17 protein-coding genes are annotated in these 14,849 nt (G+C 68.6%); 2 read left to right on the forward strand and 15 right to left on the reverse strand.

Features of this window, described 5'->3' with window-relative positions; genetic code table 11:
* The first annotated feature begins 23 nt into the window (after positions 1-23).
* A complete protein-coding gene (locus BrevBR_RS13890) occupies positions 24-629 on the forward strand; it encodes a DUF1353 domain-containing protein (protein WP_332640537.1) in 606 nt (201 codons plus the stop codon).
* On the opposite strand, the gene BrevBR_RS13895 is transcribed toward BrevBR_RS13890, so the two are convergent.
* From BrevBR_RS13895 to BrevBR_RS13960, 14 genes are all read right to left on the reverse strand, one after another.
* Positions 600-1,235: a squalene/phytoene synthase family protein gene (locus BrevBR_RS13895; RefSeq protein WP_340001344.1), complete on the reverse strand. Its 636-nt coding sequence runs from the start codon at positions 1,233-1,235 to the stop codon at positions 600-602. The genes BrevBR_RS13890 and BrevBR_RS13895 overlap by 30 nt on opposite strands.
* Positions 1,228-1,845: a hypothetical protein gene (locus BrevBR_RS13900; protein WP_340001346.1), complete on the reverse strand. Its 618-nt coding sequence runs from the start codon at positions 1,843-1,845 to the stop codon at positions 1,228-1,230. Before BrevBR_RS13900 ends, BrevBR_RS13895 begins: the two co-directional genes overlap by 8 nt.
* A 121-nt stretch (positions 1,846-1,966) precedes the next feature.
* Entirely contained in the window at positions 1,967-2,959 is a 993-nt protein-coding gene (gene secF, locus BrevBR_RS13905) for a protein translocase subunit SecF (protein ID WP_332640540.1), read from the reverse strand.
* Entirely contained in the window at positions 2,959-4,557 is a 1,599-nt protein-coding gene (secD, locus tag BrevBR_RS13910; protein WP_332640541.1) for a protein translocase subunit SecD, read from the reverse strand. Before secD ends, secF begins: the two co-directional genes overlap by 1 nt.
* Before the next feature lie 30 nt (positions 4,558-4,587).
* Positions 4,588-4,893 (reverse strand): preprotein translocase subunit YajC, encoded by a 306-nt coding sequence (yajC, locus tag BrevBR_RS13915; protein WP_056621355.1) that lies wholly within the window; start codon positions 4,891-4,893, stop codon positions 4,588-4,590.
* A 128-nt stretch (positions 4,894-5,021) separates the two neighbouring features.
* Positions 5,022-6,122, reverse strand: a complete 1,101-nt coding sequence (locus BrevBR_RS13920; RefSeq protein WP_340001347.1) for a peptidoglycan DD-metalloendopeptidase family protein — start codon at positions 6,120-6,122, stop codon at positions 5,022-5,024.
* 147 nt (positions 6,123-6,269) lie between these two features.
* Positions 6,270-6,914, reverse strand: a complete 645-nt coding sequence (locus BrevBR_RS13925; protein WP_332676867.1) for a protein-L-isoaspartate(D-aspartate) O-methyltransferase — start codon at positions 6,912-6,914, stop codon at positions 6,270-6,272.
* On the reverse strand, positions 6,911-7,288 hold the full coding sequence (locus BrevBR_RS13930) for a hypothetical protein (protein ID WP_340001348.1): 378 nt from the start codon (positions 7,286-7,288) through the stop codon (positions 6,911-6,913). Before BrevBR_RS13930 ends, BrevBR_RS13925 begins: the two co-directional genes overlap by 4 nt.
* Positions 7,285-8,076 carry a 5'/3'-nucleotidase SurE gene (surE, locus tag BrevBR_RS13935; protein WP_340001349.1) on the reverse strand — a complete coding sequence of 264 codons (792 nt, stop codon included), beginning with the start codon at positions 8,074-8,076 and terminating at the stop codon, positions 7,285-7,287. Before surE ends, BrevBR_RS13930 begins: the two co-directional genes overlap by 4 nt.
* A gap of 49 nt (positions 8,077-8,125) precedes the next feature.
* Entirely contained in the window at positions 8,126-8,509 is a 384-nt protein-coding gene (locus BrevBR_RS13940) for a hypothetical protein (RefSeq protein WP_332640547.1), read from the reverse strand.
* Positions 8,510-8,523: 14 nt separating this feature from the next.
* The gene (gene serS, locus BrevBR_RS13945) at positions 8,524-10,050 is read right to left on the reverse strand and encodes a serine--tRNA ligase (RefSeq protein WP_340001351.1); all 1,527 of its coding nucleotides are present in this window, start codon (positions 10,048-10,050) and stop codon (positions 8,524-8,526) included.
* A gap of 779 nt (positions 10,051-10,829) precedes the next feature.
* Complete coding sequence (locus BrevBR_RS13950; RefSeq protein WP_340001352.1) at positions 10,830-11,618, reverse strand: thiazole synthase; 789 nt, start codon at positions 11,616-11,618, stop codon at positions 10,830-10,832.
* Between the two features lie 47 nt (positions 11,619-11,665).
* Positions 11,666-12,652, reverse strand: coding sequence for an SPFH domain-containing protein (locus BrevBR_RS13955; protein WP_340001353.1), 987 nt, complete (start codon positions 12,650-12,652; stop codon positions 11,666-11,668).
* Between the two features lie 72 nt (positions 12,653-12,724).
* Positions 12,725-12,946 carry a hypothetical protein gene (locus BrevBR_RS13960; RefSeq protein ID WP_332639793.1) on the reverse strand — a complete coding sequence of 74 codons (222 nt, stop codon included), beginning with the start codon at positions 12,944-12,946 and terminating at the stop codon, positions 12,725-12,727.
* A gap of 128 nt (positions 12,947-13,074) precedes the next feature.
* On the opposite strand from BrevBR_RS13960, the gene BrevBR_RS13965 reads away from it, so the two are divergent.
* Positions 13,075-14,628 carry an MFS transporter gene (locus BrevBR_RS13965; RefSeq protein WP_340001355.1) on the forward strand — a complete coding sequence of 518 codons (1,554 nt, stop codon included), beginning with the start codon at positions 13,075-13,077 and terminating at the stop codon, positions 14,626-14,628.
* A gap of 2 nt (positions 14,629-14,630) precedes the next feature.
* Here BrevBR_RS13965 and thiS read toward each other — a convergent pair whose 3' ends face one another.
* Positions 14,631-14,828 carry a sulfur carrier protein ThiS gene (thiS, locus tag BrevBR_RS13970; RefSeq protein WP_340001356.1) on the reverse strand — a complete coding sequence of 66 codons (198 nt, stop codon included), beginning with the start codon at positions 14,826-14,828 and terminating at the stop codon, positions 14,631-14,633.
* Between the last annotated feature and the right edge of the window lie 21 nt (positions 14,829-14,849).

Raw genomic sequence — 14,849 nt, forward strand, 5'->3', positions numbered from 1 at the left:
GTTATCTGGTGTATCCTGGAGCCATGTTCTTCAGCGCCGTCCCGCTGTCGTCATCGCCCGCACCGGAGGCCGCTCCGGCGCCCACAGACCTGCAGGCGGTCGTCCGGGTCGACCGGCCCCTTGTCTGCGCCATCAACCACGACAAGGATCGGGAACGCGACGGCCGCACCACGGTCGTGGTCATGCAGCCGTTCGCCTATGAGCACGCCCCGAGCGGCCGGACCATCTGGGTGCCGGCCTCCTATGTCACCGACTTCGCCTCCATCCCCCGGGTCGGCCGCTGGCTGATCCCGCCGTTCGGGCGGCACGCCATCGCCGCTGTCGTTCACGACTGGCTCTATTCCGTCGGCGAGCCCGGCAAGCGCGGCGAGGCCGACGACATCTTTCGCGAGGCGCTCGACGAACTGGGCGTCGACATGGCCCGGCGCAATATCATGCACGGGGCGGTGACCGCCTTCGGCGCCGGCGGCTACGACCGCGCCGAGGCGACCTGGCCGACCCAGTTTATGGACTGGCGCACCGGTCGGCATCTGCCCCCGCCGGCTCCGCGCGCGGCCTTCTTCGGCGAGGGCGACCCTGCGGTCATCGAATGGGTGAAATCAGAGTCGGCCGCGAACTGCGGCCCATAGCAGCCGCAGCCGCTTTCCGGTCGGCCCGGCCTGCGGACTGCGCGCCAGGGTCGCCGGCAGAACCGCCGGAAACGCCCCGACGGGAAGCGACCGCGCCGCCCGCGCCGCCTCCGGCAGGGCCGCGCGCGCCTCATCGAACCGCCCCGTCTGCATCAGGCCCCAGACCCTCGCCGCCAGCACGGCGTCGTCCGGATTGTCGGCGCCCAGAAGCCGGGCCGCCACCTGCATGGGCCCGACGTAAAAGGCCTCCAGATCATGCGGCTCGCCATGGACCCGGCCGATATGGGCTTCGATCAGGGCGTCGAACCGCGTGCGGTCCAGCCCGTGACGGGCGACGATGTCGGTCAGCGCCTCAAGCACCGGATGGCCCTTGCGCGGCAAGCCCGCGAACACCCCGTCCATCTGCTCGCGCCACCAGACGTAGCGCATCTCGGCCAGCAGCGGCTGGGTCACGCGCGTCGGAACGGCCAGCAGCTCCGCCTCGAAGGCGTAGAGGGCGATCAGGTCCGCGCGCAGCCGTTCATCGGCCACGAACCGGCTGGACAGCCACCGGTCGGGATCGGCGGCGCGGACCTGTTCGTCGAGACTGTTGGCCGGATCAGCCAAACAGGGTCTGGTACATCGCCATCGACGTCAGCATCGGCAGCGACAGCAGCAGATTGGTCCGGCTGCCCAGCATGGCGATCCGGGCGGATTTCGCCTTCACGTCGTCCTCGGCCGGGACCATGCCCAGGGCGCGCTTCTGGTTCGGCCAGATGATTCCCCAGACGTTGAGGAACATGATGATCGCCAACCAGACGCCGATCCCCATCAGGGTGAAGCCCTTCTGGTCCTCGGTCAGCCCCTGCGCCAGACCGAAGCTCAACACCTCGGCCGCATAGGCGTGGCCGCGCATGAACATGACGGCCAGACCGGCCAGCACCGTCACCAGCGCGGACCAGCGGAACCAGAACAGGGCCTCGGGCGCGATATGCTTCCCGATAGCCGGCTTCAGTTCGGCGGGGATGCTGGGCATCACCCGGATCTGGACGAAGTTGAAATAGTACAGCAGCCCGATCCACAGGATGCCGGCCGCGACGTGCAGCCAGCGGAACGCCGCCTGCCAGAAGGCTTCCCCGAAGCCGCCGGACACCTGCCCGAAGGCGAGGATCATCACGCCCGCAAGCACGAGGCTCAGCAGAATGGTCGTGCGGAAATTCGACAGCAGCTTGCCCATGGTCAGCCCCTCCCAAGGCGCTTCGGCATCGCGGCGGCGTCAGGCCGCGCGATTCGTTGAAACGGCACCATAGCCCCGCCGGCCCCCGGTAAAAACCGAAAGACTGTGGGGGCTTTGGTCCCTAGGGCCGCGAGGCCATCCCCAGCTTGACCGGCTTCAGATCGTCCTTGTCGCGGCTGCCGCGCTTGACGCCCCACAGCAGGATGATCGGCGCGCCGACATAGATCGACGAATAGGTGCCGACGATGATCCCGAACATCAGGGCGATGGAGAAGCCGAACAGGGCCTCGCCGCCGAAGACCGCCAGGGCCGCCAGAACCATTACCGCGGTGATCCCGGTGATGACCGTTCGCGACAGGGTTTCGTTCAGCGACAGGTCGATGACCTCGCGCAGCGGCATGGTCTTGTATTTGCGCAGGTTCTCGCGAAGGCGGTCGAACACCACCACGGTGTCGTTCATCGAATAGCCGATAACCGTCAGGATGGCGGCGACCATGGTCAGGCTGAACTCCAGCTTGAACAGCACGATCAGACCGAAGGTCAGGATCACGTCGTGCAGCAGGCCGGCGATGGCGCCGAAGCCGAACTGCGGTTCGAACCGGAACCAGATGTAGGCGAACATCAGCAGGATCGCGACGCCCAGCGCCATCAGGCCCGACCGGAACAGTTCGCCCGAGACCTTGGAGCCGACGACGCTGACGCCCGAATAGGCGACCTCGCCGACAGCGCCGGTGATGGCGCTCTCGACCTGATTGACCACGGCGGTCTGGTCGCGCCCTTCCGGCACCTGGAAGCGCAGGATGGCCGTCGAGCCGTCCTCGATATTGGTGTCGCGCCGGGCGATGCCCTGGACCTGGACATCGCCCAGATCCAGCCCGTTGGCGGCGCTGCGCACGCGCTCAAGCTCGATGACCTGCCCGGCGGGCTTGGACACTTCCATCGAGGCGCCGCCCCGGAAGTCGATGCCCATGTTCAGGCCGGGATAGAAGCAGGCGATGATCGACGCCACGCACAGCACGACCGACAGCGCGGCCGCGTAACGGGCGTAGCTGACGAATCGGAAATTCGTCTTCTGCGGCAACAGTCGGATCAGGGGCCATCCACGCATCGCCATCACTCCGCGATCGGCAGTTTTTTGGGTTTGGCCACCTTCAGCCAGTAGGCCAGCAGCACCTGGGCCACCAGCACCGACGACAGCACCGAGGTGAACACCCCGATCGACAGCGTCCAGGCGAAGCCCCGCACGGGGCCGGCGCCGAAGATGAACATGATCGCCGCCGCCACCAGGGTGGTGACGTTGGCGTCGATGATGGTGCCCATGGCCTTGTTGAAGCCCGCGTCCATCGAGGCGATCACGCTGCGTCCGGCCCGCGCCTCGTCGCGCATCCGCTCATAGATCAGCACATTGGCGTCCACGGCGACCGCGAAGGTCAGGATCAGACCGGCGATGCCCGGCAGGGTCAGGGTCGCCTGGGTGAAGCTCATGGCCGCGATGATCAGCAGGCCGTTCAGCACCAGGCCGATCACCGAGATGCCGCCGAACAGGAGGCCATAGGCCAGGATCATGAACACCACGATGATGCCGAAGCCGATCGCCGTGGACAGGCCGCCGGCCGAAACGGCGTCCTCGCCCAGTTCGGCGCTGACCGTCCGGCGTTCCTCGACCTTCAGCGGGGCCGGCAGGGCGCCGCCGTTCAGCAGGTTCACCATCTCGGAGGCCTGCTGGATCGTGTAGCTGCCCTCGATGATGCCCGAGCCGCCGGTGATGGCGCTGCGGATGTTCGGGGCCGAGATCACCTTGCCGTCCAGGATGATGGCGAACGGCTTGCCGATATTGGCGGCCGTGGCCTCGCCGAAGCGGCGGGCGCCGGCGCCGTCGAAGCGGAAGCCGATGGCGGTCTGGTTGTTCTGGTCCGCGGTCACCTCGGCCTTGGTCAGGTTCTCGCCCGACACCAGCACCCGGCGCTTGACCAGGAAGAAGGCCTGGCCGGTCTCCGGCGCTCCGGGGATCAGTTCCGAGTCCGGCGGCACGGCGCCGGCCAGGGCTTCCTCGACCGAATTCTCGACGTCGACCATCTGGAAGGTCAGCAGGGCTGTCTGGCCGATGACGCGTTCCAGCTGGGCCGGATCGCTCTCGCCCGGCGCCTGGACCACGATGCGGTCGGCGCCCTGGCGGGTGATCGAGGGTTCGCGCGTGCCCAGGCTGTCGATCCGGCGGCGAACCACCTCAATCGACTGGGTCACGGCGTCCGAGCCCATGGAGTTGAGGGCCGCCTCGGTGAAGGCGTAGCGGATACGGTCGTTACCCAGGCGCTGCACCGACCGGTCGGCCACGCCGCTGGAGCCGGGGCTGATCAGGGCCCGCATCGACTGCAGGGCCAGATCCATCTGCAGCGGGTCGGTCAGGGTGACGACCACGCCGGCGTCTTCGCGCGCAATGCTGTTCACGGCCACCCTGGCCTCGGCCAGAACCGTGCGGGCGTCCTCGCCCAGGTTGGTCAGGCGCTTTTCGCGCATGGCCGGAACGTCGACTTCCAGCAGCAGATACGATCCGCCCTGAAGGTCCAGCCCCAGATTCAGCCCGCTCTTCGGCAGCCAGCCCGGCAGGGCCTCGCGCTGGGCGGGGCTCAGCAGGTTCGGATAGCTGAACAGCAGCCCGAACAGCAGCGACAGGACAAGAAGGATGACCTTCCAGCGCGACAGATGGATCATAGGGGCGTCCCCGACCTTGTCAGAACGGCGTCAGGACTTGGCGATGGTCTTGGTGTCGTTGGCGGCGATCGCCGTGCGGTCGCGCACCTGGGTGATCATCTGCTTGACCACGGCCACGTTCACGCCCTGGGCGATCTCGACCATGGCCTGGTCGTTCTCGACGCGGGTGACCTTGCCGATCATGCCGTTGGACAGGACGACGGTGTCGCCGCGCTTCAGGCCGGCGACCAGCGCCTGATGAGCCTTCATCTGCTTCTGCTGCGGACGGATCAGCATGAAGTAGAACAGGATGATCACGGGGACGAAGAAGATCAGGGTGCCGAACGGCCCCGCCATAAGTTCCTGCACGATGGTCTCCGCGAACGTCTGGGACCGCGCAGCGCGGCCCTTGAAAATGAGGCGCGGAAACTAGGGCGCGCCGTCATACTTTGCAACGCGACGTGTGTCCGCCGCGTCGCTTTGCGTTATCGCGGCAACACGGTCAGCGGATCGACGGCGCTCGGCTGGTCCCCGCGCATGCGCCAGGTCTCGAAATGCACCGAGGGCCGGCCGTCTCCGGCGCTCGTCCCGACGGTGCCGATCTGCTGTCCGGCGCGGATGTCGTCGCCGTCGCGCACCACGGCCGAACCGAGGTGTCCATAGACCGTGCGCCAGCCGTCGCGGTGCACGATCAGCACGGTCAGCCCCTGCCCCGCCAGGTCGTCGCCGACATAGCCGACCCGGCCGGCGGCGGCGGCGCGCACCTCGGTCCCCGCGGCCGCGCCGATGTTGATGCCGTTGTTGCGCTCGCCAACGCCGACGGGCCCGAAGCGCCGCAGGATGTCGCCGCGCACCGGCCAGTCCAGACTGACGGCCGCATTCGCCGTGGTCGGGGCCGCGGGCCCGGCCGCCGGCGGGGGCGGCAGGGCGGCGTTGCCCGAAGGCGGCGGAGGCGGCGGCGGGGGCGGCGTTCCCGCCTCGGGCACATAGACGCCGCTCGGCGAAGGCCCGGTCGCATAGGGATCGCCGCCGATGTCGACGGCCGTGGCCGGCAGGATCAGCCGCTGGCCGGGCGCAATGGCCGCGCGCGGTCCCAGGGCGTTCAGGTCGATCAGATTCTGCACCGGCGTCTGGAAGCGTCGCCCGATGCCCGAGATCGTGTCGCCGGGCTGGATTTCATAAACGGCCCCCGCCTCGACGGCGGTCGCGCCCGAAGCCGGCGGCGGAGGGGCGCTGAAGCCTTCCGAGGCCGGCCCTGCAGCCGGGGTGGTGCCTTCGGAATAGACGCGCGGCGCCGTGTTCACCGGTGTGGACAGGGCCCCGCCCTCGATGGTCTCGACCGGCGCGGTGCGCGGGGGCGGAACTTCGTCTGCGGGATTGGTCGCGCCGCGCACGCCCTCCCCGCTCGGCGCCGGAGCGGTCGACAGCGGCGGAATCGTCGAGGCGCGGGCCGGAGCCGGGGAAGCGGATGTCGAGCCGTCGGCATGAATCGAATAGCGCGGCTCGGTCGGATAGCTGGCGCAGGCGGCCAGCGTCGTCATCGCGCCCAGCACCGCCAGGACCCTGATCCCGAATCGAATGTTCATGCCGTCTCCGCCCCTCGGTCGTCCTGTTCGGTGTGCCTCGCCCGTCGCGCCAAGCCAACCCGTCAAACGGCGCGAAAGTTGGGCGCGAAGGTTAACGCGCTCAAGCAGCAAGCGACCGCGTCGCGAGCGTTAGCGCACCAGAGGCCCCTAACCCTCCTTGGCCGTGCCCTCGACCAGCGGCACGAACCGCACCTCGCTGAGGCTTTCGCGGCGGAACGAGCCGTCGGGCTGGCCGACATAGCGGTGCAGCATCTGCACCGAACTGCGCCCCACCGGACAGACCAGGATCCCGCCCGGCTTCAGCTGGTGCAGCAGTTCGGTCGGCTCGCCCGGGGCCGCGGCCGTGACCATGATCCGGTCGAACGGCGCCTGTTCGGGCCAGCCCAGATTGCCGTCGCCATGCCGGGTGATGACATTGTCGATCTTCAATTCCTTCAGCCGGCTCTCGGCCTCGGTCAGCAGGCTGCGGTACCGCTCGATGGAATAGACGTACCGCGCCAGCCGGCTCAGCACGGCGGCCTGGTAGCCGCTGCCCGTGCCGATCTCCAGCACCCGGTGGCGCGGCTGGACGTCCAGCGCCTGGGTCATCAGGCCGACGATATAGGGCTGGCTGATCGTCTGGGCGCAGTCGATCGGCAGGGCCTGGTCCTCCCACGCCTGATCGAGGAATTTCTCGTGCACGAAAACCGCACGGTCGATCGACTCCATGGCCGCCAGCACGCGCGGGTCCGTGACCCCCTGCTGGCGCAGCCCCAGGATCAGCCGCCCGGCCCTGTCGTCGTTCAGCTTCATCGGTTCGCCTTCAGCGACAACCGTTCCACATATAGCACCAGTTCCGATGGGCATGAGGCCGGGGCGGGCGCGCGGAGATCCGCCGCCGGCACGGCCATCCCGCGAACGGCCACTCTCCGCCCGTCCCAGCCACGCCCCGTCCTGACGACCCCCCCGGTGAGATCGACAGCCAGACAGGTCCCGTCGTCCAGCCGCAGCACGCCCCGCGTCGACCCCTCCAGGTCCGGCAGCTCCAGCCGTCCCCGCACCCGGCAGCGGCCGGGCGCTGCACAGCCGGAATCGATCCAGGGACGATCCGGCCAGCCCGGTTCGGGCGCTCCGACGCACCCGGACAGGACGAGGGCCAGCGCCATTGCGACCAGGACCACCTTCACGGGGCCGCCACCGTTTTCGGCGGGGCGCCGCCCAGCACTCCCCTCAGGTCATGGATGCTCGGCGCATGCGTCAGGTCGATGTGCAGGGGCGTGACCGAGATCTTCCCCTCGTCCATGGCCCGCAGATCCGTGCCCGCGGCATGGTCCTGTTTCGAGCCGCGGAAACTCATCCAGTAATAGTCCCGGCCCCTCAGGTCGGTGCGCTTGACCGCATGCATCTCGCCGATGTCGCGGAAGCCCTGGCGCGTCACCTCGACCTCCTTCACCTCCTCCGGCGCGCGGGCGGGGAAGTTCAGGTTCATCACCACCCCGTCCTGCCAGGGCTGGGCCAGCAGGCGGCTGATGATGGCCGGCGCATAGGCCTCGGCCGTCTCCCAGTGGGCGGTGACCTCGTCGTGGAACCGCTCCAGCGACTGGCTCAGGGCGATGGAGCGGATGCCGAACGCCATCCCCTGCAAGGCCCCCGCCACCGTGCCGGAATACGAACAGTCCTCTCCGACGTTATGGCCCCGGTTCACGCCCGACAGCACCAGATCGGGGCGTTGGGGCATCAGGTCGTTGACGGCCAGAACCACGCAGTCGGTCGGCGTCCCCGTCACCGCGAACCGCTTGTCGCCCATGCGGTTGACCCGCAGCGGCTCGGTCAGGGTGATCCCCCGCCCCTTGCCCGACTGTTCGACCGCGGGCGCACAGACCCAGATGTCGTCGGACAGGGTGCGCGCGATGCGCTCAAGACACTCGAGGCCCTCGGCCTCGACGCCATCGTCATTGGTCAGAAGAATGCGCATGCCGCCCGCGCTCTTGCAGTGCGTCGGGCCGTCGCGCAACCGTCTTGGGTCAGTTGGCGGGCCGGATATCGTCGGCCAGGATCACGAACGCGCCGCCGCAATCGTTGCGGATGTCGGACCGTTCATGCTCGATCCGCCCGTTCATCGCCTCGCTCCAGGCCGCCGTGCGGCCCGTGATCCGGACCTTCTGCCCGCGCAGATCGCCCATCGCCTGTTGCATCTCGTCCCGCGACGCCGCGCCCGAGACGCAGGGCCGCGAGAACGGCTGCAACACCTGATCCTCGTCCCCGTACAGCTGGAACTCGCCATTCGAGAACCGAACCCAGCCGGTGAACGATGTGTCGCCCGCAGCGTAGCTGTAGGTGTTCGACGAGGGCCCGGTCGCGCAGGCGGTCAGGGTCAGGGCGGCGCCCAGGGCAAGGATCGTTCGCATCATCTCAACTCCGATCATCCGACGTGCGTCACCCCGCCCATATAGGGCAGCAGAGCCGCCGGCACCGCGATCCGTCCATCGCCGTCCTGATAATTTTCCATGACAGCCACCAGCGTCCGCCCGACCGCCAGCCCCGAACCGTTCAGGGTGTGAACGAACTCGGTCTTCTTCTCGCCGTCGCGCTTGAACCGCGCATCCATCCGCCGGGCCTGGAAGTCGCCGCAGTTCGAGCAGCTCGAGATTTCCCGATACGTCCCCTGCGACGGCAGCCAGACCTCCAGATCGAAGGTCTTCCGCGCCGAAAAGCCCATGTCGCCCTTGCACAGCAGCATGCGGCGGTACGGCAGCTCCAGCTTCTCCAGCACCGCCTCGGCGCAGCGCACCATCCGCTCGTGCTCTTCTTCCGAGTCTTCAGGACGCGTGATGGAGACCATCTCGACCTTGTGAAACTGGTGCTGCCGGATCAGCCCGCGCGTATCCCGCCCCGCCGACCCCGCCTCGGCCCGGAAACAGGGCGTCAGGGCGGTCAGCCGCATGGGCTCGGCCAGCTCGCTCTCGGGCAGGATCTGCTCGCGGACGAGATTGGTCAGGGAGACTTCTGCGGTGGGGATGAGGTAGCGGCTTTCCGCAAACATGCCCGTTTCCGCCAGCGCGGCCATGTTCTGACGGGTTGCCTCGCGCAGCTCCCTGGAAAGGTGCTCCCGAGCGCCCTCGAAGGCCTGCTTTCGCTGATCGGCGGGAAGGCTTTCCACATCGGCCGCCACGCGCCACAGGTTGACGATCGCGTCATTGCGGGCGGATTCCGACAATCTGTCGGCTTCCCTGCTCAGCCCCTCCCAGTCGTAGTTCTGGGTGCTGAACAGATCTTCCTTGAATTTCGGCAGTTGCCCGGTCCCGAACATCGCCTCGTCGCGCACCAGATACGGCGGACTGACCTCCAGATAGCCGTGCTCGTTCGTCTGCACGTCCAGCATGAACTGGCCGATGGCCCGTTCGAGCCGCGCCAGCCCGCCCTTCAGCACCGCGAACCGCGAGCCCGACATCCTCGCCGCCGCCTCAAAGTCCAGCAGACCCATGGCCTCGCCCAGATCGGCGTGATCCTTCGCCGGCCCGCCCCCCTCCGATTCAGATGGGCGCGGTTTGCCCCACGGCTGGCCGACCAGCACGTTTCCGGCCTCGTCCTCGCCGTCCGGCACGTCGTCGGCCGCCAGGTTCTTCTGCGCCGCCAGCAGGTCGCGCAGCTCCTTCGCAACCCGCGTCGCCTCCTCGCCCGCCGCCGCGATCTCGCCTTTCAGGCTCTCGACCTCGGCCTTCAGCCGCCCGGCCTCGGCCATGTCCTTCTTCGCCATGGCGGCGCCGATCAGCTTCGAGCTCTCGTTGCGCCTCGCCAGCGCAGTCTGCTCCGCTGTCTGCGCCGTGCGCAGGGCCGTATCCAGCGCCAGAATCCGCTCGACCAGCGCCTCCGCGTCATCGACGCCGCGCGACGACCAGCCGGTCACGAAGGCGGCGGGGTTCTCACGGATGGCGCGGATGTCGTGCATGGTCGGTCTCTTGGGGAGGAAGCGATGCTCTAACCGACTCCCTCCGCCAATGGGAGAGGGCTTGAATGCGAGACGACCGCCCCGTCTCCTCCCTGTCAGCGGGCCGATGGGGAAAACCGCCCCTCATCCTGTCGTCATCCCGGGGGCGCGCAGCGACCCCGGGACCCAGCGGCGCGCGACAGCGCGAAGCTGTCGGGAGCGCGGCAGCCTCGGACATCGCCTTCGGCGCCGCTGGGTCCCGGCCTTCGCCGGGATGACGACGAAAGAGTGCGAGCGAAAAACGTCCAGCCAGACGACTTCGTGCACACAACCTGTTGATTTGCCACGCAGTCACACAAAAGCAGTGTCATTTCGCAGCCCTGGTTCCGCCCCGTGCGACACTCCCCCGTCCCGTCGCGGGGGAGGCGCAGAGGCCTTGCGTTCTTTGGCGGCGGGATGTGGAGAAGCGGGGCCCGGTTCCGGCCTGCCATCGAAAGGCAGGCGCACGCCCGGGGCCGGATCGGTCGCACAGTCGCCGGTCAGGTGTCAGGGACGAGGGGGATACTCGTCCGGTCCGGGGCCCGTGTCGCAAGCACGGCCCGCCCGCCGGAGGCGCTGCGGTAAGGCGATAAGACCGCCACCGGACGCAAGCTTCCGCCCAAATCTCCGCGCGGAGCGTCTGTCTGCGTCGAAACGGTAACCCAAAACGAACTCCGGGCGCAGGCCCGGCGCTCCGCACGCCTCCCGCACTTTCCGGCGTCCCCGCCGGAAAGCGATGGCGCTCGTCCGGTCTTTGAAAACTAGATCAGCCCGCTCAGCGGCGAACTGGCGCTCGCATACATCCGCCGCGGCATCCGCCCCGCCAGATACCCCTGCCTTCCCGCGATCACCGCATGCTTCATCGCCGAGGCCATCAGGATCGGATCGCTCGCCCCGGCGATGGCCGTGTTCATCAGCACCGCGTCGCAGCCCAGCTCCATGGCCAGCACCGCGTCCGACGGCGTGCCCACGCCCGCGTCGACCAGAACGGGCACCTTCGCCTGCTCGACGATCAGCCGGATGTTGACGCGGTTCTGGATGCCCAGTCCCGAGCCGATCGGCGCCGCCGCCGGCATGATGGCCGCGGCCCCCGCCTCCTCCAGCCGCTTCGCCATCACCACGTCGTCGGTGCAGTAGACCATGACCTGGAAGCCGTCCCTGATCAGCAGGTCCAGCGCCCGCAGAGTCTCGATCATGTCAGGATACAGGTGCGCCGTGTCCGACAGCACCTCCAGCTTGACCAGGTCCCAGCCGCCGGCCTCCCGCGCCAGCCGCAGCGTCCGCACCGCGTCCTCGCCGGTGAAACAGCCCGCGGTGTTGGGCAGGAAGGTGAACCGGTCCGGCTTCACATAGTCGACCAGCATCGGCTGCGACGGATCGCTGAGGTTCACCCGCCGGACCGCCACGGTCACGATCTCGGCCCCCGCGGCCACGGCCGCGTCGGCGTTCTCCTGATAGGTCCTGTACTTGCCGGTGCCGACGATCAGCCGGCTGTTGAAGGTCCGGCCGGCGACGGTCCAGGTGTCCGGGGATGCGGTGCTTGCGGTCATGGGCGGGGGTTTAGCCCGTCCGCCGCGCGAGTCGAAGTCCCCGTGACCTATTGCCCCGCCGCCTGCCGCCCGTCCCGCGCCGCGACCAGGGCCGAGACGTTGATGTCGGACCCGACCACGCAGGTGTCGGCGCTCAGCGGACATATGCCCAGCGTCCGTTCGATCTCGCGCAGCCGCACGACCTCGGGGTTGGACCGGATCGATTCGGCCAGCAGCCGGTTGGCCTCGGCCTGGCCCCGCGCCTGGGCGATCCGCGCCTCGGCGTTGGCCCGCTCCAGATTGACCCGCTCCAGGGCGGCGCGGGTGTTCTGCTCGGCCGTGGTACGCGACTGGATCGCCGCCAGCACGGTCTCCGGATAACGGATCGATCCGACCCACTCCATGCGGATGATCTCCAGCCCCTGCGGCGTCCACTCGCGCTGCAGGGCCTGCATGGCCCGCTGCAGCACGATCTGGCGTCCGGGGCCGATCAGCTGGCCGGGGCAGTCGTCGGCGTCGGGCGTGCCGGGCGTGGCCGCCACGGCGCCCGGCGCGATCGGCTGGACGTTCGGCGTCGCCGACTGCTGGGCGTTGCAGGCCACCGGCAGCTTCTCGGTCTCGCGCGCGATCGCGGCGCGCACCGAGGTCCGCAGCGGCCCGTCGATGAAGGCGTCGAACTCCTGCCGCCATGTCGCATACAGGTCCGCCGCCTTGTCCTCGCGAATGCGGAAGGTCAGGGCGACGTCCGCCGTCATGGGCAGGCCCAGCACGTCCGAGAAGGTGATCTCCTCGTTCTCGCGCCCGTCGCTATTGGCCTCGCGGGTGTAGCTGTAGGTCCGCTGCAGCGTCTGATAGGTGCGGATTTTCTCGCCGATGCCTTCCCAGTGGAAACCGGGCCCCAGTTCGCTGCGCTGGACGCCGGGATTGGGACCGAACTTGGTGGTCTTGATCCCCATATAGCCGCTCTCGACGGTCACGCTGCACGAGGTCACCGCCACCGTGGAGATGACGATCAGCAGGCCGATCAGCAGGACGAGGCTGAGGGTGCGCCCCACCGACCCCCCTCCGCCTCCCGGCAGTTTGACGCCCGACAGCCCGGATCCGAAATGCGACACGCCCTGTCCCCCTCAACGCTTCAATGACTTGACGGCCCAGGCCCAGAGCCGCCACGCGGCCCAGACCAGAACCAGAATGCCGGCGATCCCCAGCACCGAAGCGGTGATCAGGCTGCCAGCGAAATGGGCCTCCAGCACCGCCGGCACCGCGTACCGGATCAGGAATATGAAGGCGATCACCAGCCCGGCGATCCCGGCGGCGACGCCCAGAGCGGTCTTGATCTCTCTGTCCATGGCTCCCCCTCAGGTTCCATCAGAGCGCACGGGAAGGTTTCGTGCAAAGGCTTTTGGACGATTCCCGCTCGACGCAGGCGTGACCGCGACTGTAGGACGGGATTTGCAGGACCGAGGGGCCGTCGCGGATGCTGTCACGGATATTTGGGGACCGGCGCCACGCATGGGCCTTCTGGCTCGGCTGCCTGACCGTGACCGCGGGCGTCGTCCTGCATCTGCCAATGTACTGGATGGGCCGCCACATGGGCTTCCATCTCGCCGGCATGCCGATGGACGCCGGCATGTGGTGGGGCATGGCCCTGATCGTGATCGGCATAGGCCTGACTGCGTTCGGCCTGCTGCCCGCCCGCCTGGCGGACACGACTGATGAGGTGATCATCCTCGCGCCGCCGGAGGATGCGCCGCTGACCCGGGCCCACTGGCTGATGTGCGGCCTGCTGGCCGTGGCCCTGATCGTCGACATCATGAAGCCCGCCAGTCTCGGCTTCGTCGTCCCGGGCATGCGTGAGGAATACGGGTTGACCACGGCCGCCGTCGCCATCCTGCCCTTCGCCGCCCTCAGCGGCACTGTGCTGGGGTCCTTCATCTGGGGCTGGCTGGCCGACCTTTACGGGCGCAGGGCCTCGATCCTGCTCTCCTCCGTGATGTTCGTCGGCACCTCGATCTGCGGCGCCATGCCGGACTTCTGGTGGAACGTCGGCATGTGCTTCCTGATGGGCGCGGCGGCAGGCGGAATGCTCCCCGTGGCCTACGCCCTGCTGGCCGAGATCATGCCTACCCGCCACCGCGGCTGGGCGCTGGTTCTGGTCGGCGGCATCGGCGCGGTGGGCGGCTATTTCGCCGCCAGCGCCCTGTCGGCCTGGCTCCAGCCCGACTGGAGCTGGCGCATCATGTGGTTCCTCAACCTGCCCACGGGCCTGATCCTGATCGCCCTCAGTCCCCTGCTGCCCGAATCCGCCCGCTTCCTCCAGCACATCGGCCGGGGCGAAGAGGCGCGCACCGTGCTGGCGCGTTTCGGGTCCGGCGTCCAGACCGTTGCGGCGACCGTCGTGAGGGAGAGCCATTCCCACCTGCCCCCTGTCGACCGCCGTCACCTGGCCGTCACAGTCGCCCTGACCCTGGCGGCCCTCTCCTGGGGCCTGGTGAATTTCGGCGTCCTCCTGTGGCTGCCCGGCGCCCTTGTGGCGGAGGGACGCAGCGTCGAGGCCGCCTCGACCCTGATCGCCAAATCCACCCTGATCGCCGCGCCGACGGTGCTGATCTCGGTCTGGCTCTACAGCGCATGGAGCACGCGGGGTTCCCTGGCCCTCATGCTGGGCGTCAGCGCCATGGGTCTGTTCGGCTTCCTGCTGCGCAGCATGGGCGTCGAGGCCTTGGCTGATCCCATCGCGCCTCTGGCTCTGTTGATCGTCGGCTCCAGCGGCGTCATCTCGATCATCCTGCCCTACACGGCCGAGAACTATCCGCTGCGCATCCGCGGCCGCGCCACCGGGTGGATCGCCGGCTGCAGCAAGCTGGGAGGACTGGCCGCCCAGGGTCTGAGCGTTCTGGGCGCGGCCCCCGCCCTCGGTGTGGCCGCGGCCTTCGTCGGCGGTCTGGCCGTGGTCGCCTTGGGCATGATCGCGGTGCTGGGCCGCGAGACCCGGGGCCGGGACCTGCGGGACCTTGAGGTCGAGCCCTGACCTCAGCCCCCGCCCACGAACTGGACAAGTTCGATCCGATCGCCCTCGATCAGGACCGTCGCCGCATGCAGCGACCGGGGCACGATCTCGAGATTGCGCTCGACCGCGACCTTGCGGACGTCCAGCCCCAGTTCCTCGACCAGGGCCAGAATGGTGGTCGCCGCGACCGCCCGGAGTTCTCCGTTGACCTGAACGCGCATGCCGTTACGTCACTCTCCTGA

It is taken from the genome of Brevundimonas sp. BR2-1, assembly GCF_037626195.1.
Lineage (GTDB): Bacteria > Pseudomonadota > Alphaproteobacteria > Caulobacterales > Caulobacteraceae > Brevundimonas.

Coding starts and splice junctions, on each gene's coding strand:
- BrevBR_RS13890 (WP_332640537.1), top strand. CDS start 24: ATGTTCTTCAGCGCCGTCCCGCTGTCGTCATCGCCCGCACCGGAGGCC.
- BrevBR_RS13900 (WP_340001346.1), bottom strand. CDS start 1,845: ATGGGCAAGCTGCTGTCGAATTTCCGCACGACCATTCTGCTGAGCCTC.
- secF (WP_332640540.1), bottom strand. CDS start 2,959: ATGGCGATGCGTGGATGGCCCCTGATCCGACTGTTGCCGCAGAAGACG.
- secD (WP_332640541.1), bottom strand. CDS start 4,557: ATGATCCATCTGTCGCGCTGGAAGGTCATCCTTCTTGTCCTGTCGCTG.
- yajC (WP_056621355.1), bottom strand. CDS start 4,893: ATGGCGGGGCCGTTCGGCACCCTGATCTTCTTCGTCCCCGTGATCATC.
- BrevBR_RS13920 (WP_340001347.1), bottom strand. CDS start 6,122: ATGAACATTCGATTCGGGATCAGGGTCCTGGCGGTGCTGGGCGCGATG.
- BrevBR_RS13925 (WP_332676867.1), bottom strand. CDS start 6,914: ATGAAGCTGAACGACGACAGGGCCGGGCGGCTGATCCTGGGGCTGCGC.
- surE (WP_340001349.1), bottom strand. CDS start 8,076: ATGCGCATTCTTCTGACCAATGACGATGGCGTCGAGGCCGAGGGCCTC.
- BrevBR_RS13940 (WP_332640547.1), bottom strand. CDS start 8,509: ATGCGAACGATCCTTGCCCTGGGCGCCGCCCTGACCCTGACCGCCTGC.
- serS (WP_340001351.1), bottom strand. CDS start 10,050: ATGCACGACATCCGCGCCATCCGTGAGAACCCCGCCGCCTTCGTGACC.
- BrevBR_RS13950 (WP_340001352.1), bottom strand. CDS start 11,618: ATGACCGCAAGCACCGCATCCCCGGACACCTGGACCGTCGCCGGCCGG.
- BrevBR_RS13960 (WP_332639793.1), bottom strand. CDS start 12,946: ATGGACAGAGAGATCAAGACCGCTCTGGGCGTCGCCGCCGGGATCGCC.
- BrevBR_RS13965 (WP_340001355.1), top strand. CDS start 13,075: ATGCTGTCACGGATATTTGGGGACCGGCGCCACGCATGGGCCTTCTGG.
- thiS (WP_340001356.1), bottom strand. CDS start 14,828: ATGCGCGTTCAGGTCAACGGAGAACTCCGGGCGGTCGCGGCGACCACC.